This is a genomic window from Streptomyces sp. (assembly GCF_036566765.1).
GTDB lineage: Bacteria > Actinomycetota > Actinomycetes > Streptomycetales > Streptomycetaceae > Streptomyces.
The window spans coordinates 1-21,197 of sequence record NZ_DATCVQ010000650.1 but is presented as its reverse complement, the minus strand read 5'-3'; the positions used below and the strand labels follow the sequence as shown (position 1 = coordinate 21,197).

Genomic DNA, 21,197 nt, shown 5'->3' with positions numbered 1-21,197 from the left:
CGTTCGTGGTGCGCATGGCGATCGTGCCCGCGGTCCTCGCGCTGCTCGGCCACAAGGCCTGGTGGCTGCCGAAGTGGCTGGACCGGGTGCTGCCGAACGTGGACGTGGAGGGCGAGGGTCTGGCGAAGACGGCCGGTCCTGTGGACTCCGGCTCGGGCTCCGGTGAGCGGGAGCTCGTGAAGGTCTGATCCTGCGGCCCTGTGCCGCGTACGTACGCCGTCAGCGTGTCGGGACCGACGCGGTGGCGGCGTACGTGTGCCTCAGGAAGCGGATCAGGGCGGCGGAGTCGAACTGGACCACCGCGACCCCGTCGTCGGTGTGGAACTCGACGACCGTCTGGACCCGGCCGCAGGGCCAGACGCCGACGTCGCCGCGGCGGGCCGGGGAGCGCAGCCCGGATTCGAGCAGGGCGCGCGGGAAGGTCCACTCGACGCCGCCAGGGAAGCGGAAGCGGACGGCGGCGGGATCGGCTCCCGGGTCGTAGGAGAGTGCGACGGGGACGGCCCGGGACAGCGGGGCGTCGGTGACGATCCGGCCCTTGGCATGGTCTTCGACAGCGGGGCCTTCAGTCGTGGAGGTCATCACCGGCTCCTCACATTCGTCCCATTTATCCTCTAATCTCCCACACTTTGGGTCTCCTGCCCCATCGGGGCCGAGCCATGCTGTGATCCACGCCGCGCCGCGTGTCGCGATGCGTGCCGCGATCCGTGCCGACCCGTGCTGTGGTTCATGCGTTCTTGCAAAGAGTTCGCAATAGGGCGCATCATCTAGTCCGTGCATGTACCCGACGGATTCATCAACGCCCCCGTGTCGGCCGCAGCCGGCGTCGTCGCCGCCGGCGCCGTCGCCGTGGGCCTGCGCGGCGCCCGCCGCGAACTCGACGAGCGGACCGCGCCCTTGGCCGGCCTGGTCGCGGCCTTCATCTTCGCCGTGCAGATGCTGAACTTCCCGGTCGCCGCCGGGACCAGCGGGCACCTGCTGGGCGGGGCGCTCGCGGCGATACTCGTCGGCCCGTACACCGGCGTCCTCGTCATCGCCGTCGTCCTGCTGATGCAGGGCGTCCTCTTCGCCGACGGCGGCCTGACCGCGCTCGGCGTGAACATCACCGTCATGGGCGTCGTCACCGTCCTCGTCGCGTACGCGCTCTTCCGCGGCCTGGCGAAGCTGCTGCCGCGCACCCGCCGCTCGGTGACCGTCGCCTCCTTCGTCGCCGCGCTGGTCTCCGTGCCGGCCGCGGCCGCCGTCTTCACGCTCGTGTACGCGATCGGCGGCACCACCGACGTGCCCACCGGCAAGGTGCTGACCGCGATGGTCGGCGTGCACACCCTCATCGGCCTCGGCGAGGCCGTGATCACCATGCTGACCGTCGGCGCGGTCGTCGCCGTCCGCCCCGACCTGGTCTTCGGCGCGCGGGGGCTGCGCGCCCCGCTGAAGCTGCGGGTCGGCGGCGAGCTCGTCGACGCGGCCCCGGCCGAGCAGGACGAGCCGTCGACGGGCTCGCCGAAGAAGCTCTGGGCCGGCGGCCTGGTCACCGCGCTCCTCCTCGCCGGATTCGTCTCCTTCTACGCCTCCGCCAGCCCCGACGGCCTGGAGAAGGTCGCCGCGGACAAGGGCATCGACCGGAACGTCGAGGAGCACGCCAGCGCGGACTCCCCGCTCGCCGACTACGGCGTCAAGGGCATCGAGACCGCCCGGCTCTCCGGCGGACTCGCCGGCGTGATCGGCGTCGGCGCGACCCTCGCCGTCGGCACCGGAGCGTTCTGGGTCGTCCGCCGTCGCCGGGCGGCCGGGTCCGGGTCCGTCGGCACGTCCGTCGAGTCCGGAGCGCGGGTCTGACATGGGAGCGGGGCACGCGCACAAGCTCTACCGGCACGCCCATTCGCCGGTGCACGAGCTGCCCCCGCACACCAAGCTCATCGCCGTCCTCGGCTTCGTCGTGGTCGTGGTCTCCACGCCGCGCGAGGCCATGTGGGCCTTCGCCGCGTACGCGGTGCTGCTCGCCGCGGTCGCGGCGGCGGCGCGCGTCCCGGCCGGGTTCCTGCTGCGCCGGCTGGTGATCGAGGTCCCGTTCGTGGCCTTCGCGTTCCTCATGCCGTTCGTGGTGCCCGGCGAGCAGACGACCGTCCTCGGCGTCTCGCTCTCCGTCCCCGGCCTGTGGGGCGCGTGGAACGTGCTCGCCAAGGGCACCCTCGGCGTCGCCGCGTCCGTGCTGCTCGCCTCCACCACCGAACTGCGCGAGCTGCTGCTCGGCCTGCAGCGGCTCAAACTCCCGCCGCTGCTGGTGCAGATCGCCTCCTTCATGATCCGCTACGGCGACGTGATCACCGACGAGATGCGCCGGATGTCGATCGCCCGCCGCTCGCGCGGCTTCGAGGCGCGGGGCGTCCGGCACTGGGGCGTCCTCGCCAAGTCCGCGGGCGCGCTCTTCATCCGCTCGTACGAGCGCGGCGAGCGCGTCCACCTCGCGATGGTCAGCCGCGGCTACACGGGCACGATGCCGGTCATCGACGAGGTGACCGCCACGCGTGCCCAGTGGTCGCGTGCCGCCGCGCTGCCCGTCGCCGCCCTGCTCGTCTGCCTGTTGGGATGGACCACCGTATGACTCCCTCTCTGGACGTGCGCGGGCTCGCGTACGCGTACCCCGACGGCCACCAGGCCCTGTTCGGCGTCGACCTGACCGTCGGACGCGGCGAGCGGGTCGCGCTGCTCGGCCCCAACGGGGCCGGCAAGACCACCCTCGTCCTGCACCTCAACGGCATCCTCACCGGCGGCGCGGGCTCGGTCGCGGTGGCCGGGCTGCCGGTCGCGAAGAAGAACCTCGCGGAGATCCGCCGCCGTGTCGGCATCGTCTTCCAGGACCCGGACGACCAGCTGTTCATGCCGACCGTCCGGGAGGACGTGGCCTTCGGTCCGGCGGCGGCCGGGCTGCGGGGCGCGGAACTGGCGGCGGTCGTGCAGAAGGCCCTGGCCAGGGTCGGCATGACGGAGTTCGCCGACCGGCCCCCGCACCACCTGTCCTTCGGGCAGCGCCGCCGGGTCGCCGTCGCGACCGTGCTCGCCATGGAGCCGGAGATCCTCGTCCTGGACGAGCCCTCCTCCAACCTCGACCCCGCCTCGCGCCGCGAACTCGCCGACATCCTGCGCTCCTTGGACGTCACCGTCCTGATGGTCACCCACGACCTGCCGTACGCCCTGGAGCTCTGCCCCCGCTCGGTGATCCTCAGCGACGGGGCGATCGCCGCCGACGGCGCCACCCAGGACGTCCTCTGCGACGACGAGCTGATGCGCCGCCACCGACTGGAGCTGCCGTTCGGCTTCGACCCGAGGTCCGTGACCACGGGTGCGTGAGTGATCGCTACCTGGGGGTAACCGGGGCGGGACGCTCGGCCCACCCCCGGAATCGGACTCCGCCACCCCGCGTTGCACCATGAGGGGACCCGAACGCGAGGGAGAGTGGGGACGTGGACGTCCAGGGCACGGCAGCGGCGGAATTCGAGCCGGTCAGGGACGCGTTCCTGCGCAACTTCGAGCAGCGCGGCGAGCACGGCGCCGCGCTCGCCGTCTACCGGGACGGCGTCAAGGTCGTCGACCTGTGGGCGGGCGCCCGGGACGCCGCCGGCAGCTCCGCCCCCTGGGCCCTGGACACCGCGCAGGTCGTGCGCTCGGCCACCAAGGGCGTCGCCGCCGCCGTGCCGCTGCTGCTGCACCAGCGCGGACAGCTCGACCTGGACGCCCCGGTCGGCACGTACTGGCCCGAGTTCAAGGCCGCAGGCAAGGACCGCGTCACCGTCCGCCAGCTGCTCGCGCACCGCGCCGGGCTGCCCGTGCTCGACCGGCCGCTCACCCTCGCCGAGGCCGTCGACCGGGAGACCGCGTTCGCGGCCGTCGCAGCCCAGGCCCCCGTCTGGGAGCCCGGCGCCGCGCACGGCTACCACCCGCACACCTTCAGCTGGCTCGTCGGCGGCCTGGTCCACCGGGTCACCGGGCGCACCATAGGCCGCTGGGTCGCCGAGGAGATCGCCGCGCCGCTCGGCCTCGACCTCTGGATAGGACTGCCCGACGAGGAGGCCCACCGGGTCGGCCGGCTCGGCCCCGTCGAGGAGATCGAGCCCGCCGACGGCGGCGCGCTCAAGCTGCGCCCCAAGCGCTCCGTCACCGCCGCGTACACCGACCCCGCGTCGCTGACCCGGCGCGCCTTCGGGGCCATCGACCCCAAGCCGGACGAGAACAACCCGGTCTACCGGGCCGCCGAGCTCCCCGGCTCCGCGGGCATCGCGACCGCCCGCGCGCTGGCCCGGTTCTACGCCTCGACCGTCGGCCCGGTCGAGGGCCGGCGGCTGTTCGCCCCGGCGACGGTGACGCTGGCCCGTACCGAGGAGTCCGCGGGCCCCGACAAGGTCCTGATGGTCGGCACCCGCTTCGGCCTCGGCTACATGCTGCACGGCTCGGCCTCCCCGCTGCTCGGCCCCGGCTCCTTCGGCCACCCGGGCCGCGGCGGCTCGCTGGGTTTCGCGGACCCGGAGAGCGGGATCGCCTTCGGCTACGTCACCAACGGCATGCGCAAGACCGTCACGGCCGATCCTCGGGCACAGGCGCTGATCCGGGCGGTACGTTCGGTGCTGTGACCGACTCCAGCACGGACTCCCGCACGGACTCCCGCACGGACTCCAGCACGGACTCCCGCACGGACGACTTCAGGGCTCATCGCTTCGAGGGGCTCACTGCGCTGATCACCGGAGCCGCGCGCGGGATCGGCGCGGCCACCGCGCGGCGGCTGGCGGCGGAGGGCGCGGCCGTGCTCGTCACCGACGTCGACGGCGAGGCCGCGGAGCTGACCGCGGCCGGCATCCCGGGGGCCGTCGGCCTGCGCTGCGACGTCGGCGACCGGGCGTCGGCGCAGGCGGCCGTCGCGTACGCCTCCGAGCGCTTCGGCGGCCTGGACGTGCTGGTCAACAACGCGCTGGCGCGGGTCCTGCCGAACGGCGCGCCCTTCGAGGACGAGCCCGACGACGCCTGGGAGCAGAGCCTCGGCGTCACGCTGATGGGCGCGGTGCGCTGCTCGCGCGCCGCGCTGCCGCTGCTCGCGGCGTCCGGGCGCGGCGCGATCGTCAACATCGGCTCGGTCAACGCGGAACAGGACTTCGGCAACCACGCCTACAGCGCCGCGAAGGCGGGGCTCGGCTCCTTCACCCGCACCCTCGCCGGCGAGGCCGCGCCACGCGGGGTCCGGGTCAACCAGATCAACCCGGGCACGGTCGCCACGCGTGCCTGGGAGGGCCGGGAGGACCAACTCGACGAGCTGGCGCGGCGGGTGTACCCGCTGGGCCGGGTCGGCCGTCCCGAGGACATCGCCGCAGCGGTCGCCTTCCTCGCGTCCGCCGACGCCTCCTGGATCACCGGGACCACGCTCCGTGTCGACGGGGGACTACTCGCCGTGAACACCGCCTTCCCGATGGCCCGCGGCGAACGCTGACGCGCGCCCCCACGCGGCGGCCCACGCGCCCCGCCGCTGCCGAATCGATCCGGCTCCGACAGTGCTCCCACCTTGACCAACGCCCTGCGGTTCAACCCCGGTTGGCGAGAACTCCCCGCGCGCGCCCCGGGGGTGTGCGGATCACTCAGGCGGCGCTCGCGACACCGTGCGCCCCGCAGAGCCTATTGCTGTGCGTAGTCGCCCAAATTCATACTGTCATCAAGCTCCTCGGCGGCAGCGCACGTCCGGGGAGCGCTCCCACGTGCGCGCCGACACAAGCGAGGAGGAGTGCCATGCCCCGGCTCTCGGGACGCGACCTGCTGGCCGTCACCGCCCAGCCCGTCCTGCTCCTCGCGGCCGGCACGGTCTTCGTCCTCATCGAGGCGCGGGGCTGGACCGCCGGGCACGCCGTCTTCCTGTTCCAGTTCGCGGTGCTCGGCTACCTCGTCCTGCTGGAGCACCTCATCCCGTACGACCCGTCCTGGCGGCCGGACCGGCGCGAGTGGGGCTGGTACGCCGTGTACTACGTCTTCACCGCCGTCGGCGGCGCGTCCGGGCAGAATCTGGTGCTCCTCGCGGTGGGCGCGGTCGCCCCGCCCCGGCCGGCGCTGCCGCTCTGGGCCGAGATACCCCTGGCCCTGCTGGTCGGCTCGCTCGCGAGCTATGCGGTGCACCGGGCCGGGCACACGTACGCCTGGCTGTGGCGGCTGCACGGGGTGCATCACGTGCCCGGGAAGGTCAACGTCGGGAACAACGGCGTCAACCACGTCGCCGACGTGCTCATCTCGCAGGGCTTCGTCCAACTGGCGCTGGCCATGGTCGGGTTCTCGGGGCGCGCGGTGCTCGCGGTGGGGCTGTTCGTCGTCGCCCAGGGCTACTTCGTGCACGCCAACGTCCGGGTCCGGCTCGGCGTGCTGAACCACGTCCTCGTCGGACCGGAGCAGCACCGGCTGCACCACAGCACCGACCTGTCCGAGGCCGGCCACTACGGCTCCGAACTGGCGCTCTGGGACCGGCTGTTCGGCACCTTCACCTGGCGGCCGGGCCGCGAGCCGAAGGCGGTCGGACTGGTGGACCCGGACGCGTTCCCCGCCACCGGCCGGATCCTGGCCACGCTCGCCAGCCCTTGGCGCCGCTCCGCCGGGTGACTCACGGCCTTCAACGTTCTTCTCTCTCTTACCTCTGTCGTCTCTCTGTCGCGATGCAAGGGACCGCTCATGCCCGAACATGCCCGTACGTCCCCGTCCGCCCTCCCCGAGAAGATCGCCCTCATCGGCATCGGCTGCCGCTTCCCCGGCGGCGCGAACGACCACCGCGCCTTCTGGCGCAACCTCGTCGAGGGCAAGGACTGCATCACGGACACCCCGCCGGACAGATACGACGCGGCCGGACTGGGCTCCCGCGACAAGGCCAAACCCGGCCGGCTGGTGGGCGGGCGCGGCGGATACATCGACGGGTTCGACGAGTTCGACCCGGAGTTCTTCGGGATCAGCCCGCGCGAGGCGCACTCCATGGACCCGCAGCAGCGCAAGCTCCTGGAGGTCGCCTGGGAGGCACTGGAGGACGGCGGGCAGCGGCCGGCCGAGCTCGCCGGGCGGGACGTCGGGGTGTTCGTCGGGGCGTTCACCCTCGACTACAAGATCCTGCAGTTCGCCGACCTGCGGTTCGACACCCTCGGCGCGCACACGGCCACCGGCACGATGATGACGATGGTGTCGAACCGGCTCTCGCACTGCTTCGACTTCCGCGGCCCCAGCCTCTCCGTCGACTCCGCGTGCAGCTCCTCCCTCGTCGCCGTCCACCTCGCCTGCGAGAGCCTGCGGCGCGGGGAGAGCTCCCTCGCCCTGGCCGGCGGCACGCTGCTGCATCTGACCCCGCAGTACACGATCGCCGAGACCAAGGGCGGCTTCCTCTCCCCGGAGGGCCGCTCCCGCACCTTCGACGCCGACGCGAACGGCTATGTGCGCGCCGAGGGCGTCGGGATCGTGGCGCTCAAGCGGCTCTCCGACGCGCTGCGCGACGGCGATCCGGTGCACGCGGTCATCACCGCGTCCGGGGTCAACCAGGACGGTCGTACCAACGGCATCACCGTGCCCAGCGCCGACGCCCAGGTCGCGCTGATCGAGCAGGTCTGCGCACAGGCCAGGATCACCCCCGGCCGACTCCAGTACGTGGAGGCGCACGGCACGTCCACCCCGGTCGGCGACCCGGTGGAGGCCGGCGCGCTGGCCCGGGCGCTCGCCGTCGGCCGCAGGCCCGGCGACGCGTGCTACGTCGGATCGGTCAAGACGAACATCGGGCACACCGAGTCCGCCGCCGGGATCGCCGGGCTCATCAAGACCGCCCTCAGCCTCGAACACGGGCTGATCCCGCCGCACATCAACCTGGAGCGGATCAACCCCGCGATCGACCTGGACGCCGCGCCGTTCGAGATTCCCGACCGGGTCACCCCGTGGCCGGCGCACGACGGCCCGGCCCGTGCGGGCGTCAACGCGTTCGGCTTCGGCGGCACGAACGCGCATGTCCTCCTTGAGGCCCCGCCCGCTGCGGCGGCTCCCCTGGCGGGTCCGGAGCGCCCGCGCCACGGTGTCCTTCCGCTGAGCGCGCACGACGCCGTTGTCTTGCCTGGGCTCGCGGAGACCGTACGTACGGAGGCCGCCCGCCTCGCATCGGCCGACCCCGCCTCGGCCGGGCTCGACGATCTGGCGCACACGTACGCCCACCGCCGCCAGCACCACGACGCCCGCCTCGCCGTGGTGTACGAGACGGCCGCCGACCTCGACGAGGCGCTGGCCGCGCACGCCCGCGGCGAGGAGCACCCGCGCGTCCTGCTCGGCCGCGCCCGCGAGGACCGACATCCCGGCCCCGCCTGGGTGTTCACCGGCATGGGCCCGCAGTGGTGGGGCATGGGCCGCCAACTGTTCGCCACCCGCCCCGTCTACCGCGAGGCCGTCGAGGCCGTCGACCGCGAGATCGTCGCCCAGGCCGGCTGGTCCCTCGTCGACGAGCTGAACGCCCCGGCGGAGCAGTCCCGGATGGCGGAGACCTGGCTCGCCCAGCCCGCCAACTTCGCCGTCCAGGTCGGTCTCGCCGCCCTCTGGCGCGCCCACGGAGTCCGCCCCTCCGCCGTCGTCGGGCACAGCACCGGCGAGGTGGCCGCGTTCCACGAGGCCGGTGTCTACAGCCTCGCCGACGCCGTGCGGATCGTGCTCCACCGCAGCCGCCTCCAGCACCGGCTCGCAGGCGCCGGAACCATGCTCGCCGTCGGCCTGCCCGAGGCCGATGCGGTGCGCCGGGCCGCGCCGCACGGCGAGCTGATCTCCATCGCCGCCGTGAACAGCCCCGGCGCGCTGACCCTCGCCGGGGACGCGGCCGCGCTCGCCGCGTACGCCGAAGCCCTGCGCGCCGACGGGGTGTTCGCGAAGTTCCTCGACGTGGAGGTGCCGTACCACAGCGCCGCCATGGACGCGATCGAGCGGGAGCTGCGCGCCGGGCTCGCGGGCATCGAGCCGCGCGCCGCCCGGCTGCCGCTCTACCTGACCGGCGCGGAGGGCCGGGCCGAGGGGCCCGAGCTCGACGCCGGCTACTGGTGGCGCAACGTCCGGGACACCGTGCGGTTCCGCGCCGCCGTCGACGCGATGGCGGCGGACGGTCACCGCACCTTCCTGGAGATCGGCCCGCACCCGGTGCTCGGGCACGCGATCCGCGAATGCCTCGCCGCGCACCTTGAAGGGGACACCGTCACGACGCTGCCGTCGATCCGCCGCGCCGAGGACGAGTCGCTGCGCTTCACCACCTCGCTGGCCGCGCTGCACACGCTCGGGGTCCCCGTCGACTGGGCCGTACTGCACCCGCGCGGCCGGACGGTGCCGCTGCCGCGCTACCCGTGGAAGCGGGACCGGTACTGGACCGAGCCCGAGCCGGTCGCCCAGGTGCGGCTCGGCCGGGTCGACCACCCGCTGCTCGGCCGCCGGCTCGACACCGCCGAGCCCGCCTGGGAGGTCGCGCTCGACGTCGAGTCCGCGCCGTATCTCGCCGACCACCGCATCCAGGGCCGGACGCTGTTCCCCGCCGCCGGGTACGTCGAGATGGCGACCCAGGCGGTCCGCGCCCTGACCGGCGCGACCGAGGTCGTGCTCGGCGACATCGAACTGCGCAAAGCCCTCTTCCTGCCCGACGACGCGCCCCGCACCGTCCAGTTGTCGCTCTCCGCGCAGTCCGCTGCGTTCACGGTGGCGTCGATGGACGGGGCGGCGGGCGGCGACGGCCCGACGGTGCACGCGTGCGGCGTGGTGCGCGGCGGATCGGGCGGCGTCGGCGCCGCCGGTGGCTCCGCGGCCCTCCCCGAGCGCCGCGGGCAGCACCTCGACGCGGCTGCCTGCTACGCGACCCTGGGCGCCCTCGGCTACCACTACGGCCCCGCCTTCCAGGGCATCGCCGAGGTGTGGCGCTCCGATGGCGAGGCCGCGGCCCTGATCCGCCCGCCGGAGGCCCTGGGCGACGGCGCGTCCGCCCACCAGCTGCACCCTGCCCTCCTGGACGCCTGCTTCCAGGCCCTCTTGGTGGCCGGCCTCCCCGACGCGCCGGACACCGGCATCCTGCTGCCCCTCTCCGTCGACGAGGTACGAACCGTCCCGGTCGGCGACCAGCCCCTATGGGCCCACGCCACCATCACCCGCCGCACGGACGACGAACTCATCGGCGACGTCGTCCTCCGCACGGAATCCGGCGCCCCAGCCGGCCACATCCGAGGCTTCCACGCCGCCGACGTAGAACAGGCCGAGGCCGCCGCGAGCCTCGCCACCATCGACGGCTGGCTGGCCGAACTCACGTGGAGGGAGGCCCCGTACGACGACGTCGAGCAGCCGAGTCCGGACGACGAGCCCACGGATGCGGCGGACGCTCTCGCCGAGCGTGTCCCCGCGCCCGGCGGGTTCCTCCCTCCCACCCCCGGAGGCTGGCTGCTCTTCGCCGACGAGTCCGGGGGAGTGGCGGATGCCCTCGCCGAGCGGGTGAGCGCGCGCGGCGGGTTCTGCCACCTCGTGCGGCCTGGGGACAGATACGTCTTCGACGCTGACGGGCCTGGGTCCCAGGTCGTCCCGGGGGACGCCGAGCACCTGCGTCGGCTGCTCGGCGACCTTGCCGCAGCCCACCCCCACCTCGACGGCATCGTCCATCTGTGGAATCTCGACCTGCCCGCCCTCGACTCCACCTCCCGTGACCACCTCGACGCCCACGCCGCGCTGGGCGCGTACTCCGTCGTCGCCCTCGCCCGGGTGCTGCAGGACGACCCAGGGCAGCCCACGGCCCTGCATCTCGTCACCCGTGGCGCGCAGGCGGTGGAGCCCGGTGAGCCGGTCGAGCCGCTCGGTGCGCCGGTGTGGGGGGTCGGGCGTGTGCTGCGGCACCAGGAGTTGACCGGGCACCCCGGCAAGCTGATCGACCTCGATCCCGTGCGCCGGGCGCCGGACGCCGAGGCCGCTGAGCTGCTGCGCGAGATCCTCGCCCCCGGCGACAGGCCGCAGGACGAGGTCGCCTTGCGCGGCGGGCGGCGGCTCGTCAGCCGCCTCACCCGCCCCGAGGGGCTCACCCGGCCGCTGCCGCCCCGGCTCCGCGCGGATGGCGCGTACCTGGTCACCGGTGCGTTCGGGGCGCTCGGGCGGCTGCTGTGCCGGTCCCTGGTCCGGCGCGGCGCCCGCCACCTCATCCTGGTCGGCCGTACCGGACTGCCCGACCGTGCCACCTGGCGCGCCCTCGACCCGGACGCGCCGGCGAGCTCCGGCGCCCGGTTCGTCAAGGAGCTGGAGGCCCTCGGCGCGCACGCCGTGCACGCCGCCCTCGACATCGCCGACGAGCAGGCGCTCGCCGACTGGCTGGCCGCCCACCGGGCCCAGGACGCCCCGCCGGTGCGCGGCGTCTTCCACCTCGCCGGGCATGTACGGGACACCCCCGTCCGCGACATGGACCGCGCCGCCTTCGACGCCGTCTTCGCGCCGAAGGCCGCCGGCGCCTGGCTGCTCCACCACCACCTGCGCGACGAACCCCTCGACCACTTCGTGCTCTTCGCGTCCGTCGCCTCCCTGCTCACCACCGCCGGCCAGACCAACTACGCGGCGGGCAACGCGTTTCTCGACGCGCTGGCGCACCACCGCCGGGCCCGCGGCCTGCCCGCGCTCAGCCTCGACTGGGGCCCCTGGGCGACCGGCATGATCGAGGAGCTGAGCCTGGTCGAGCACTACCGCACGGTCCGCGGCATGACCTCGCTCTCCCCGGCCGCCGGCACGGCCGTCCTGGAGCGGGTCCTCGGCCAGGACCGCGCCCAGCTGCTGATCGCCACGATCAGCGACTGGAAGGCCTTCCTCGCCTGGTACCCGACCGCGCCCCCGCTCGTCGCCGACCTCGCCGCCGAGGCCGCCCGCACCGCCGCGGCCGGCGGGAACGGCGACGCCGACGGGGCCGACGAGCCCGCCGCGTACCTCGCACGGTTCCGCGCCGCCGCGGACGAGGAGGAGCGCGCCCGGCTCGCCGCCGCCCGTTTCACCGCCCCCGCCGCAGCCGTGCTGCGGGTCGCCGAGGAGCGGATCGACCCCGACACCGGGCTCGGCGCGCTCGGCCTCGACTCGCTGCTCGCCATGGAGCTGCGGGCCCGCGTCCAGGCCGGCACGGGTGTCGCGCTGCCCGTCGTGGCGCTGCTCAGCGGCGCGCCCGTACGGGAGCTGATCGCCCAGCTGCACGAGGCCACCGCCGCCCTCGCGGCCCGCGCGGACGGCCCGGCGGGCCCGGCGGCCGAGGCGACGGTCGAGATCCACGAGGACCCGAACCGTCACCCGCTGACGCAGAACCAGAAGGCGCTGTGGTTCCTCAAGCAGCTCAACCCGGACGGCTTCGCGTACAACATCGGCGGCGCGGTCGAGGTGCGCACGGTCCTGGAGCCCGAGCTGATGGCCGCCGCCGTCCGCATCCTCGTCGCCCGGCATCCCGTGCTGCGCGCCAACGTCGTCCTGGAGGACGGCCGGCCGGTCCAGCGGATCTCCGACGTCCTGGAGCCGGACTTCGGGGTCTTCGACGTCGAGGGCCTGGAGTGGGACGAGATCCGCGAGCTGATCGTCGCGGAGTACCGCAAGCCGTACGACCTGGCCCGGGACCCGCTGATGCGGTTCCGGCTGTTCCGGCGCGGGCCGGACCGCTGGGTGCTCATGAAGGCCGTCCACCACATCGTCTCGGACGCGATCTCCACCTTCACCTTCATCGAGGAACTGCTCGCCCTGTACGAGGGGATGCGCGCGGGCCGCGCCGTCGAGCTGCCCGCGGTGCCCGCCCGGTACCTCGACTTCCTCAACCGGCAGAACCGCTTCCTGGCCTCGCCCGAGGCCGACCGCATGCTGGAGTACTGGCGCGGCGCGCTGCCCGCCGAGATCCCGGCGCTCGCCCTGCCCGCCGACGCGCCCCGGCCGGCCGTGCAGACCCACAACGGCGCGTCGGAGTTCTTCGTCCTCGACGAGGAGCTGAGCGCCCGGGTGCACGCCCTGGCCCGGGAGCACGACGTCACGGTCTACATGGTGCTGCTGACCGCGTACTACCTGCTGCTCCACCGGCACTCCGGGCAGGACGACCTGGTCGTCGGCAGCCCGGTGACCGGCCGCACCGGCGAGGAACTCGCCTCCGTGTACGGGTACTTCGTCAACCCGCTGCCGCTGCACGCCGACCTGTCCGGCGACCCGACCGTCGCCGAGCTGCTCGCCCAGGTCCGGCGGACCGTGCTCGGCGGGCTCGACCACCAGGAGTACCCGTTCGTGCTCCTCGTCGAGAAGCTGGGCCTGCCGCACGACCCGAGCCGCTCCGCGGTCTTCCAGGCGATGTTCATCCTGCTCGCCCACAAGGTGTCCTCGCAGCAGTACGGCTACCACCTCGACTACATCGAACTCCCCGAGGAGGAAGGGCAGTTCGACCTCACGCTGTCGGCGTACGAGGACGAGTCCGAGCGCCGCTTCCACTGCGTCCTGAAGTACAACACCGACCTGTTCCGGGCCGGGACGGTGCGGCGGCTCGCCGCGCACTACTCGGCGCTGCTCGACGCCCTCACCCGCGCCCCCGGTGACCGTGCCGTGGCCGCGCTCGACATGCTGGGCGCGGACGAGCGGCGCGCGATCCTGCACGGCCCGGCCGCGCGCGGCCCGGTCGTCGCCCAGGACCTCCCGGCGCACCGCCTGTTCGCCGAGGCGGCGGCCCGCACCCCGGACGCCGTCGCGGTCACGGTGCCGGGGAGCCCGGCCCGGCATGTGACGTACGGGGAGCTGGACCGGGCCTCGGCGGCGCTCGCGGCCCGGCTGCGGGCGGGCGGGACGCGCGGCGGCGACGTCGTCGCGGTCTGCCTGCCGAAGTCGCCGGAGCTGATCGTCGCGCTGCTGGCGGTGTGGCGCGCGGGCGCCGCGTATCTGCCACTGGACCCGGACCACCCGGCGGAGCGGCTGGCGTACATGGTCGGCAACGCGGGGGCGGGGCTCGTCGTCACCGACGAGGAGGGCGAGCAGAAACTGGCGGACCTGGACGCGGAGTTCGTGACGGACGTGCGCCTCGACGAGGACGCTTCAGCCGACGGACTTCCCACCCACGACCACGACCCCGACCACGACCCCGACCACGACCCCGCCCCCGACGCCCTCGCCTACGTGATCCACACCTCCGGCTCCACCGGTCGCCCCAAGGCCGTCCGGGTCTCGCACCGCTCCCTCGCCGCCCTGTACGGGGCCTGGCGGGTCGCGTACGGGCTCGACGTCGAGCCGGGGGTCCACCTGCAGATGGCCGCGGTCTCCTTCGACGTGTTCACCGGGGACCTCGTCCGCGCCCTGTGCTCCGGCGGCCGGCTCGTCCTCGCCGACCGGGAGCTGCTGCTCAACTCGGCGCGGCTGTACGAGGCGATGACCGCCGAGAACGTCGACAGCGCCGAGTTCGTGCCCGCCGTCGCCCGCGCCCTGACGCGGCACTGCGAGTCGGGCGGGCTCCGGCTCGACTTCATGCGCCTGCTGATCGTCGGCTCCGACACGTGGAAGGTCGCCGAGTACGAGCGGCTGCGCCGCCTGGCCGGGCCGGACACCCGGGTGGTCAACTCGTACGGCCTGACCGAGGCGACCGTCGACAGCGCCTGCTTCGAGGGCTCGGTCGACGGCCTCGACCCGAACGGGACCGTCCCCATCGGCGTACCGCTGCCCAACTGCGTCCTGCACGTCCTCGACACGCACCGCCGCCCCGTGCCGCCCGGCGTCGTCGGCGAACTGTGGGCCGGCGGCGCGGGCCTCGCCGTCGACTACGCGGGCGACCCGGAGCAGACCGCGGCCCGCTTCGTCGACCTCACCCTGGACGACGGCCCCGACGCCCTGCCCGAGCGGCTCTACCGCACCGGCGACCTCGCGCGCCGCGACGACCGGGGCCGCATCCACCTCCTCGGCCGCGCCGACGCCCAGATCAAGCTGCGCGGCCACCGCATCGAGCCCGGCGAGATCGAGTCCCTGCTCGCTTCCGTGCCCGGCGTCGCCGACGCGTACGTCACCGTCCGCACCGACACCGGCGGAGAGCCGGCGCTCTGCGGCTACGTCGTCCGCGCGGCGGGCACGGACTCCGACCCCGCCTCCGCCTCCGATCCCGCCCCCGACGCCGATGCCGACGCCGACCTCGACCCGCGGGCCCTGCGCCGTCGCCTGGCCGCCCAGCTCCCCACGTACCTCATCCCGACCCACCTGACCGTCCTCGACGCCCTCCCGCTCACCCCGAACGGCAAGGTCGACCCGGCCGCCCTGCCCGCGCCGACCGCCGAGGCCGTCGCGGACGACGAGCACGAACCGCCCGTCACGCTCTACGAGGAGCGGGTCGCCGCCCACTGGAAGGCCGTCCTCGGTCTCGAACAGGTGGGTCTGCGCAGCGACTTCTTCACCGCCGGCGGCAGCTCCATCACCCTCATCGAGCTGATCCACCACCTGCAGAAGGAGTTCGGCATCGCGATCCCGGTCGGCCTGCTGTTCAAGGTGACCACGCTGCACGGCATGGCCCGCACCGTCGAGGACATCGTCACCGGCAAGGTCGACGGCGCCCTGTCCCATCTGACCTTCAACGCGGGCCGCGGCGCCCCGCTGTTCTGCTTCCCGCCGGCCGGCGGCCACGGCCTGGTGTACCGGAACTTCGCCGCCCACCTGCCCGAGTACGAGCTGCACGCCTTCAACCACGTCGACGGCGACAAGGCCAACCGCTACGCCGACCTCGTCGAGTCGCTCCGGCCCGAGGGCCCGTGCCTCCTCCTCGGCTACTCGCTCGGCGGCAACCTCGCCTTCGAGGTCGCGAAGGAGCTCGAACGGCGCGGGCGGCGCGTCCCGCACGTCGTGATCATGGACTCGTACCGGATCACCGAGACGTACGGGCTCGCCGCCGAGCACATCGAGGCCTTCGAGCACGAGCTGCGCGACCACCTGCGCCGCCACACCCGCTCCGAGACCGTCACCGAGCAGACCCTGGGGCAGGCCAGGGACTACCTGGAGTACTGCGGCCGCACACCGAACCACGGCACGGTGGACGCGGCGGTGACGGTGATCTCCGACGAGGCGAAGGCCGGGCTGTACGCGGCCGGGCAGCGCGGCAGCTGGCACGCCGCCTCCACCACCGGCACCCGGCTGGTGCGCGGCAGCGGGCTCCACGCCGAGATGCTCGACGAGAAGCCGGCCGAGCGGAACGCCGCGCTCGCCCGGGCCGCGCTCGGCGACGACATCGCGGCGGCGGCGCGCGAGGGCGTCGCGTTCCTGGGCGGCGGCGAGGAGGGCGAGTCGGATGTCGCGTGAGCACCAGCCCGGGCGTGAGCAACGCCCCGTACGTGAACCACGAGCCGTACGTGAACCACGACCCGTACGTGAACCACAACCCGTACGTGAACCACGACCCGTATGGGAGCGGCGGACCTCCCGCGCTCCCGGCGAGCCGCCCCGGGTGATCGTCATCGGCGCGGGCATCGGCGGCCTGTCCACCGGCTGCTACGCGCAGATGAGCGGCGCGGAGACCCGGATCTTCGAGCGGCACGTGCTGCCCGGCGGCTGCTGCACCGCCTGGTCCCGACAGGACTACGTCTTCGACTACTGCATCGAGTGGCTCACCGGCACCGGCCGGAACAACGACGCCGCCCGGCTGTGGCGGGAGCTCGGCGCGCTGGACGGCAAGACGGTCGCGAACTTCGAGATGTTCAACACCGTCACCGACGAGACCGGCCGCTCCGTCACCTTCTACAACGACCCCGACCGCCTCGAAGCCCACCTCCTCGAACTCTCCCCGGCCGACGCCCGCCCGATCCGCGCGTTCTGCCGCGACCTGCGGCGCTTCATCGGCATCAACCTGTACCCGTTCCTCACCCCGCCGCCGCTGCAGAGCCCGCGCGAGAAGCTGGCGATGCTGCGCACCGTCCTGCCCTCCTTCGTCCTGCTGTGGCGGACGGCGGTGACGCGGATGGAGACGTTCTGCGCGCGGTTCCAGGACCCCCTGCTGCGCCGCGCGTTCCCGTTCATCTTCTTCCAGGACCACGAGGTCTTCCCGCTGCTGCCGTACCTGTTCAACATGGCCAGCGCGTACCACCTCAACGCGGGCTTCCCGCAGGGCGGTTCACTCGGTCTGGCCCGCTCGGTGGAGGAGCGGTACCTGGGGCTCGGCGGGCGCGTCGACTACCGGGCCCGGGTGGAGCGGGTCCTGGTGGAGAACGACCGCGCGATCGGCGTGGAGCTGCGCGGCGGGGAGCGGCACTACGCCGACCACGTCGTCTCGGCCTGCGACGGCGCGACGACGCTGCAGGGGCTCCTGGGCGGCCGGTACTCCAGCCCGAAGACGGAGAAGCTCTTCACGGACATGGCCGAGCAGCCGGACCTGCTCTACCCGGGCGTGGTCTCCGCCTTCGTCGGGCTGAAGGACGAGCTCGACCCGGCCGCCCGGCACAGCACCACGTACCTGCTTTCCGAGGCGGACGCCAAGGCGCTGCCCGGCTGCCTGCAGAACAGCCTCGTCGTGCAGATGCGCTCGCGCTACTCCGACGGCTTCGCCCCGCCGGGCAAGTCCGTCGTGCACTGCACGTACTTCAGCGACTACGCGTCCTGGAAGGAGCTGCGGCGCACCGACCGCAAGGCGTACTGGGCGCGAAAGCAGGAGGTCGCGGACTTCGTCCGGGGCTTCCTGGAGCGACACCACCCGGGCATCGGGCAGGCGATCGAGGTCGTCGACGTGGCGTCGCCGACGACGACGGAGCGGTACACGGGCGTGCGGGGCGGCAGCATCCTCGGCTGGAAGTCCTTCACCCCCGCCGACGACGTGATCACCGGCCTGATCAACAAGGACCGGATGCGGCTGCCGGGGCTCGCCGGCTTCTCGCTCGCGGGCCAGTGGTTCGGCGGAGGCAGTCTGATCCGGGCCGCCGCGAGCGGCCGGTTCGTCACCCAGTACCTGTGCCGGGACCTCGGCCTGGAGTTCCGGGCCTGGGAGAGCGGCGGGACCGAGCCCTGGCACCCGGGGAAGCTCGGCCGGCTGCCGCAGCTCGAAGCGCGGAGGGTGAGGTGACGGCCGTGGCACGTGCCGTGCGCAGAAAGACGATGATCGTCATCGGTGGCGGCCTCGGCGGCCTGTCCACCGGCGCGTACGCCCAGATGAACGGCTACCGCACCCAGGTCTTCGAGATGCACGAGATCCCCGGCGGCTGCTGCACCGGATGGGACCGGGGCGGCTTCACCTTCGACGCCTGCATCAGCTGGCTCCTCGGCAACGGCCCCGGCAACGAGATGCACCGGATCTGGCTCGAACTCGGGGCCCTGCAGGGCAAGGAGATGCGCCACTTCGACGTCTTCAACACCGTCCGCGGCACCGACGGCCGCGTCGTCCACTTCTACTGCGACCCCGACCGCCTGGAAGCCCACCTCCTCGATCTCTCCCCGGCCGACTCCCGCCAGATCCGGTCGTTCTGCGCGGGCCTGCGCAAGTTCATCGCCGTCCTGCCCGCGTACCCGTTCCTCAAGCCGGTGGGGCTGATGTCCCGGCGCGAACGCTGGGGGATGCTGGCCGGGTTCGTCCCGTACTTCAATCTCTTCCGCACCTCGATGTCGGTGCTGATGACGGAGTACTCCACCCGCTTCAAGGACCCGCTGCTGCGGGAGGCGTTCAACTACATCCTGTACGAGAAGCAGCCCAACTTCCCCGTGCTGCCGTTCTACTTCCAGATGGCCGCGCAGCACCTCCGGTCGGCCGGCGTGCCCGAGGGAGGCTCGCTGGGCCTGGCCCGCTCCATCGAGCAGCGCTATCTGCGGCTCGGCGGCGAGGTCACGTACAACGCGCGGGTCGAGGAGATCCTCGTCAAGGACGACCGGGCGGTCGGGATCCGGCTCTCCGACGGGCGGGAGCACTACGCCGACATCGTCGTCTCCGCGTGCGACGGCCCGGAGACGCTCCTGAAGCTGCTCGACGGCCGCTACCTGGAAGGCGAGTACGCCACGCTGTACCGGGAGACGCTGCACCGGCCCGGCATGGTCTTCCCCGGCTACGTCAGCGTCTTCCTGGGGCTGCGCCGCCCGTACCCCGACGCCGTCCCGACGACGACGCACCTGCTCGACGAGGCGACGGCGTCCCGGCTCACCGGCCTCATGCACCCCAGCCTGAACATCCAGTTCCGCAGCCGCCACTATCCGGAGATGTCGCCGAGCGACACGTCCGTCGTCTACGCCACGTACTACTCCGACACCGCGCCCTGGCGGGACCTCGCCGAGGGCCCGGAGCGGCTCAGCCGGCCGCGCCGGGGCGCGGAGCTGCACACGCTGCCGGTGAAGCGCGGCAAGGCGTACACCCTGGCCAAACGCGCGGTCCGGGACACGGTGGTGGACTTCCTGGAGGAGCTGCACCCCGGCCTGAAGGCGTCGGTGTCGGTGAAGGACGTGGCCACCCCCCTCACCCAGATCCGCTACACCGGCAGCTACGAGGGCACGTTCCTCGGCTGGCAGCCCTTCGTCGAGAGCGGCGAGGCGATGGAGGAACTGGTCAAGAAGAACGGCCCCGTGCTGCCCGGCCTGGAGAACTTCTACCTCTCCGGCGTGTGGGCCACGACCGGCGGACTGATCCGGGCGGCCGCGGCGGGCCGACAGGTCATGCAGTTCATCTGCCGTGACGACGGCCTCGACTTCAGGGCCGAGATCGACACGAGCGCACCGCCGCCGACGCATGTGGACATCGCGGTAGGCCCGTACGTATGAGGGAACAGAAAGGCACACCAGACGTGACCGAACCGAAGGCTTCGCCCACGCCGACGACGGAACCCCTGTCCTACCCCTTCTGGACGACGCAGGGCCTCGGCCTGCCCGACGGCTACCGGCGGCTGCGCGACCGCCCGCCGGTCAGGGTCCGCCTCCCGTACGGCGACGAGGCCTGGCTGGCCACCCGCTACGAGGACGTCCGCGCGGTCCTGTCGGACGCCCGCTTCAGCCTGGCCGAGGCGGTACGGCGCGACCAGCCGAGGATCGGCCCGATGCCGCGGGCCGGAGGGGGCCTGATCGCGCTCGACGCCCCCGACCACACGCGGCTGCGGGCGCTGCTGGCCAAGGAGTTCACCGCCCGCCGCATCGAGCGCCTGCGCGACCATGTGCGAGCGGTGGCCGACGACCTGCTGGACCGGATGGAGGAGACGGGCCCGCCGACGGACCTGGTGGAGGCCCTGGCGTTCCCGCTGCCGATGGCCCTGATCTGCGAGCTGGTCGGCGTCCCCGAGGAGGACCGCCCGGCGGTCCGGGCCTGGGCGGACACGGTCTGCTCGGGCACGGTGACCCCGGAGACGCTGCACAAGCAGGCGGCGGACTTCTTCGCGCGCATGCACGCCTGGGTGGAGGAGCGCAGGCGGACTCCGGCGGAGGATCTGCTGACGACGCTGGCGGAGGGGGTCCCGGACGAGGAGGAACTGACGGGCCTGCTGAACGAGCTGCTGATCGGCGGCTTCGTGACGACGACGAACCAGATCGCCAACTTCTTCGCCGTCCTGCTGATCCCGGGGGAGGGGAACGGCCCGGAACTCTTCAAGGCGCTGAGGGAGGACCAGTCCCGCATCCCGAGGGCGGTGGAAGAACTACTCCGCTACGTCCCGCTCCTGAACGGCCTGACGCTCCCCCGCTACGCCCTGGAAGACGTGGAACTGGGCGGCATCCTGATCCAGGCCGGCGACCCGGTGGTCGTCTCCCAGGCCGCCGCCAACCACGACCCGGACGCCTTCCCCCACCCCCACCGCCTCCGCCTGGACCGCCCCGGCACCCCCCACATCAGCTTCGGCCACGGCATCCACTACTGCCTGGGCGCCCACCTGGCCCGCCTGGAACTCCAGGTGACTCTGGAACGCGTCACGAACCGGCTTCCGGGGCTGCGCCTGGCGGTCGCGGAGCACGAACTCCATTGGCGCGACAAGGAGTTCTTCAGCGGCCTGCGGGCGCTGCCGGTGAAGTGGTGAGGGGGCTGGGGTGCCCGGGGCGCCTCACCACTTGTCCCGCTGGTAGGGCGTGGCCAGCGGCTCCAGCGCCCCGGCGGCGCGCAGCTTCCGATTGACGTCGAGGATGGTCTCGATACCCGGGTCCTGCGTCCCGCCGTGGGTCAGATCGATGATCAGCCCCCCATGGGCTGTCCGGGTATAGATCCCGGGCAGCCCCTCGGGGGCGAGGGCGGCGCGGTTGGCGGAGAGGTAGACGGC

13 protein-coding genes and 1 pseudogene are annotated in these 21,197 nt (G+C 73.3%); 12 read left to right on the top strand and 2 right to left on the bottom strand.

All coding sequences use genetic code 11. From position 1 onward, the window contains the following. Positions 1-188, top strand: a 188-nt coding sequence (locus tag VIU94_RS37775; protein ID WP_331918945.1) for a hypothetical protein, incomplete at its 5' end; no start/stop codon positions are given. 31 nt (positions 189-219) lie between these two features. Here the strand turns inward: VIU94_RS37775 and VIU94_RS37770 are convergent. Then, positions 220-582 carry an SsgA family sporulation/cell division regulator gene (locus tag VIU94_RS37770; RefSeq protein ID WP_331918943.1) on the bottom strand — a complete coding sequence of 121 codons (363 nt, stop codon included), beginning with the start codon at positions 580-582 and terminating at the stop codon, positions 220-222. Positions 583-774: 192 nt separating this feature from the next. On the opposite strand from VIU94_RS37770, the gene VIU94_RS37765 reads away from it, so the two are divergent. The 11 genes from VIU94_RS37765 (at position 775) to VIU94_RS37715 (ending at position 20,960) form a co-directional block, all read left to right on the top strand. Then, the gene (locus tag VIU94_RS37765) at positions 775-1,836 is read left to right on the top strand and encodes an energy-coupling factor ABC transporter permease (RefSeq protein WP_331918941.1); all 1,062 of its coding nucleotides are present in this window, start codon (positions 775-777) and stop codon (positions 1,834-1,836) included. Between the two features lies 1 nt (position 1,837). Then, a complete protein-coding gene (gene cbiQ / locus VIU94_RS37760; protein ID WP_331918939.1) occupies positions 1,838-2,602 on the top strand; it encodes a cobalt ECF transporter T component CbiQ in 765 nt (254 codons plus the stop codon). Next, the gene (locus VIU94_RS37755; RefSeq protein ID WP_331918937.1) at positions 2,599-3,348 is read left to right on the top strand and encodes an energy-coupling factor ABC transporter ATP-binding protein; all 750 of its coding nucleotides are present in this window, start codon (positions 2,599-2,601) and stop codon (positions 3,346-3,348) included. The genes cbiQ and VIU94_RS37755 overlap by 4 nt, the downstream gene beginning before the upstream one ends. A 113-nt stretch (positions 3,349-3,461) precedes the next feature. Then, the gene (locus VIU94_RS37750) at positions 3,462-4,625 is read left to right on the top strand and encodes a serine hydrolase domain-containing protein (protein WP_331918935.1); all 1,164 of its coding nucleotides are present in this window, start codon (positions 3,462-3,464) and stop codon (positions 4,623-4,625) included. 101 nt (positions 4,626-4,726) lie between these two features. After that, positions 4,727-5,473: an SDR family NAD(P)-dependent oxidoreductase gene (locus tag VIU94_RS37745; RefSeq protein WP_331918949.1), complete on the top strand. Its 747-nt coding sequence runs from the start codon at positions 4,727-4,729 to the stop codon at positions 5,471-5,473. Between the two features lie 293 nt (positions 5,474-5,766). Then, entirely contained in the window at positions 5,767-6,621 is an 855-nt protein-coding gene (locus VIU94_RS37740; RefSeq protein ID WP_331918933.1) for a sterol desaturase family protein, read from the top strand. A 69-nt stretch (positions 6,622-6,690) separates the two neighbouring features. Next, positions 6,691-16,296 (top strand): non-ribosomal peptide synthetase/type I polyketide synthase, encoded by a 9,606-nt coding sequence (locus VIU94_RS37735; protein WP_331918931.1) that lies wholly within the window; start codon positions 6,691-6,693, stop codon positions 16,294-16,296. Beyond that, entirely contained in the window at positions 16,293-16,445 is a 153-nt protein-coding gene (locus tag VIU94_RS37730) for a hypothetical protein (protein ID WP_331918929.1), read from the top strand. Before VIU94_RS37735 ends, VIU94_RS37730 begins: the two co-directional genes overlap by 4 nt. Continuing rightward, positions 16,442-18,046 (top strand): phytoene desaturase family protein, encoded by a 1,605-nt coding sequence (locus VIU94_RS37725; RefSeq protein ID WP_331918927.1) that lies wholly within the window; start codon positions 16,442-16,444, stop codon positions 18,044-18,046. The genes VIU94_RS37730 and VIU94_RS37725 overlap by 4 nt, the downstream gene beginning before the upstream one ends. 32 nt (positions 18,047-18,078) lie before the next feature. Continuing rightward, positions 18,079-19,722: a phytoene desaturase family protein gene (locus VIU94_RS37720; RefSeq protein ID WP_331918947.1), complete on the top strand. Its 1,644-nt coding sequence runs from the start codon at positions 18,079-18,081 to the stop codon at positions 19,720-19,722. A gap of 23 nt (positions 19,723-19,745) precedes the next feature. Beyond that, positions 19,746-20,960: a cytochrome P450 gene (locus VIU94_RS37715; RefSeq protein ID WP_331918925.1), complete on the top strand. Its 1,215-nt coding sequence runs from the start codon at positions 19,746-19,748 to the stop codon at positions 20,958-20,960. A 24-nt stretch (positions 20,961-20,984) separates the two neighbouring features. Here the strand turns inward: VIU94_RS37715 and VIU94_RS37710 are convergent. Then, a pseudogene (locus tag VIU94_RS37710) lies at positions 20,985-21,197 on the bottom strand (Imm52 family immunity protein); the annotation flags it as partial.

Bases quoted from the DNA above. Each gene is read 5' to 3' on its own strand.
- cbiQ (WP_331918939.1), top strand. From the start codon at position 1,838: ATGGGAGCGGGGCACGCGCACAAGCTCTACCGGCACGCCCATTCGCCG.
- VIU94_RS37720 (WP_331918947.1), top strand. From the start codon at position 18,079: ATGATCGTCATCGGTGGCGGCCTCGGCGGCCTGTCCACCGGCGCGTAC.
- VIU94_RS37770 (WP_331918943.1), bottom strand. From the start codon at position 582: ATGACCTCCACGACTGAAGGCCCCGCTGTCGAAGACCATGCCAAGGGC.
- VIU94_RS37740 (WP_331918933.1), top strand. From the start codon at position 5,767: ATGCCCCGGCTCTCGGGACGCGACCTGCTGGCCGTCACCGCCCAGCCC.
- VIU94_RS37755 (WP_331918937.1), top strand. From the start codon at position 2,599: ATGACTCCCTCTCTGGACGTGCGCGGGCTCGCGTACGCGTACCCCGAC.
- VIU94_RS37735 (WP_331918931.1), top strand. From the start codon at position 6,691: ATGCCCGAACATGCCCGTACGTCCCCGTCCGCCCTCCCCGAGAAGATC.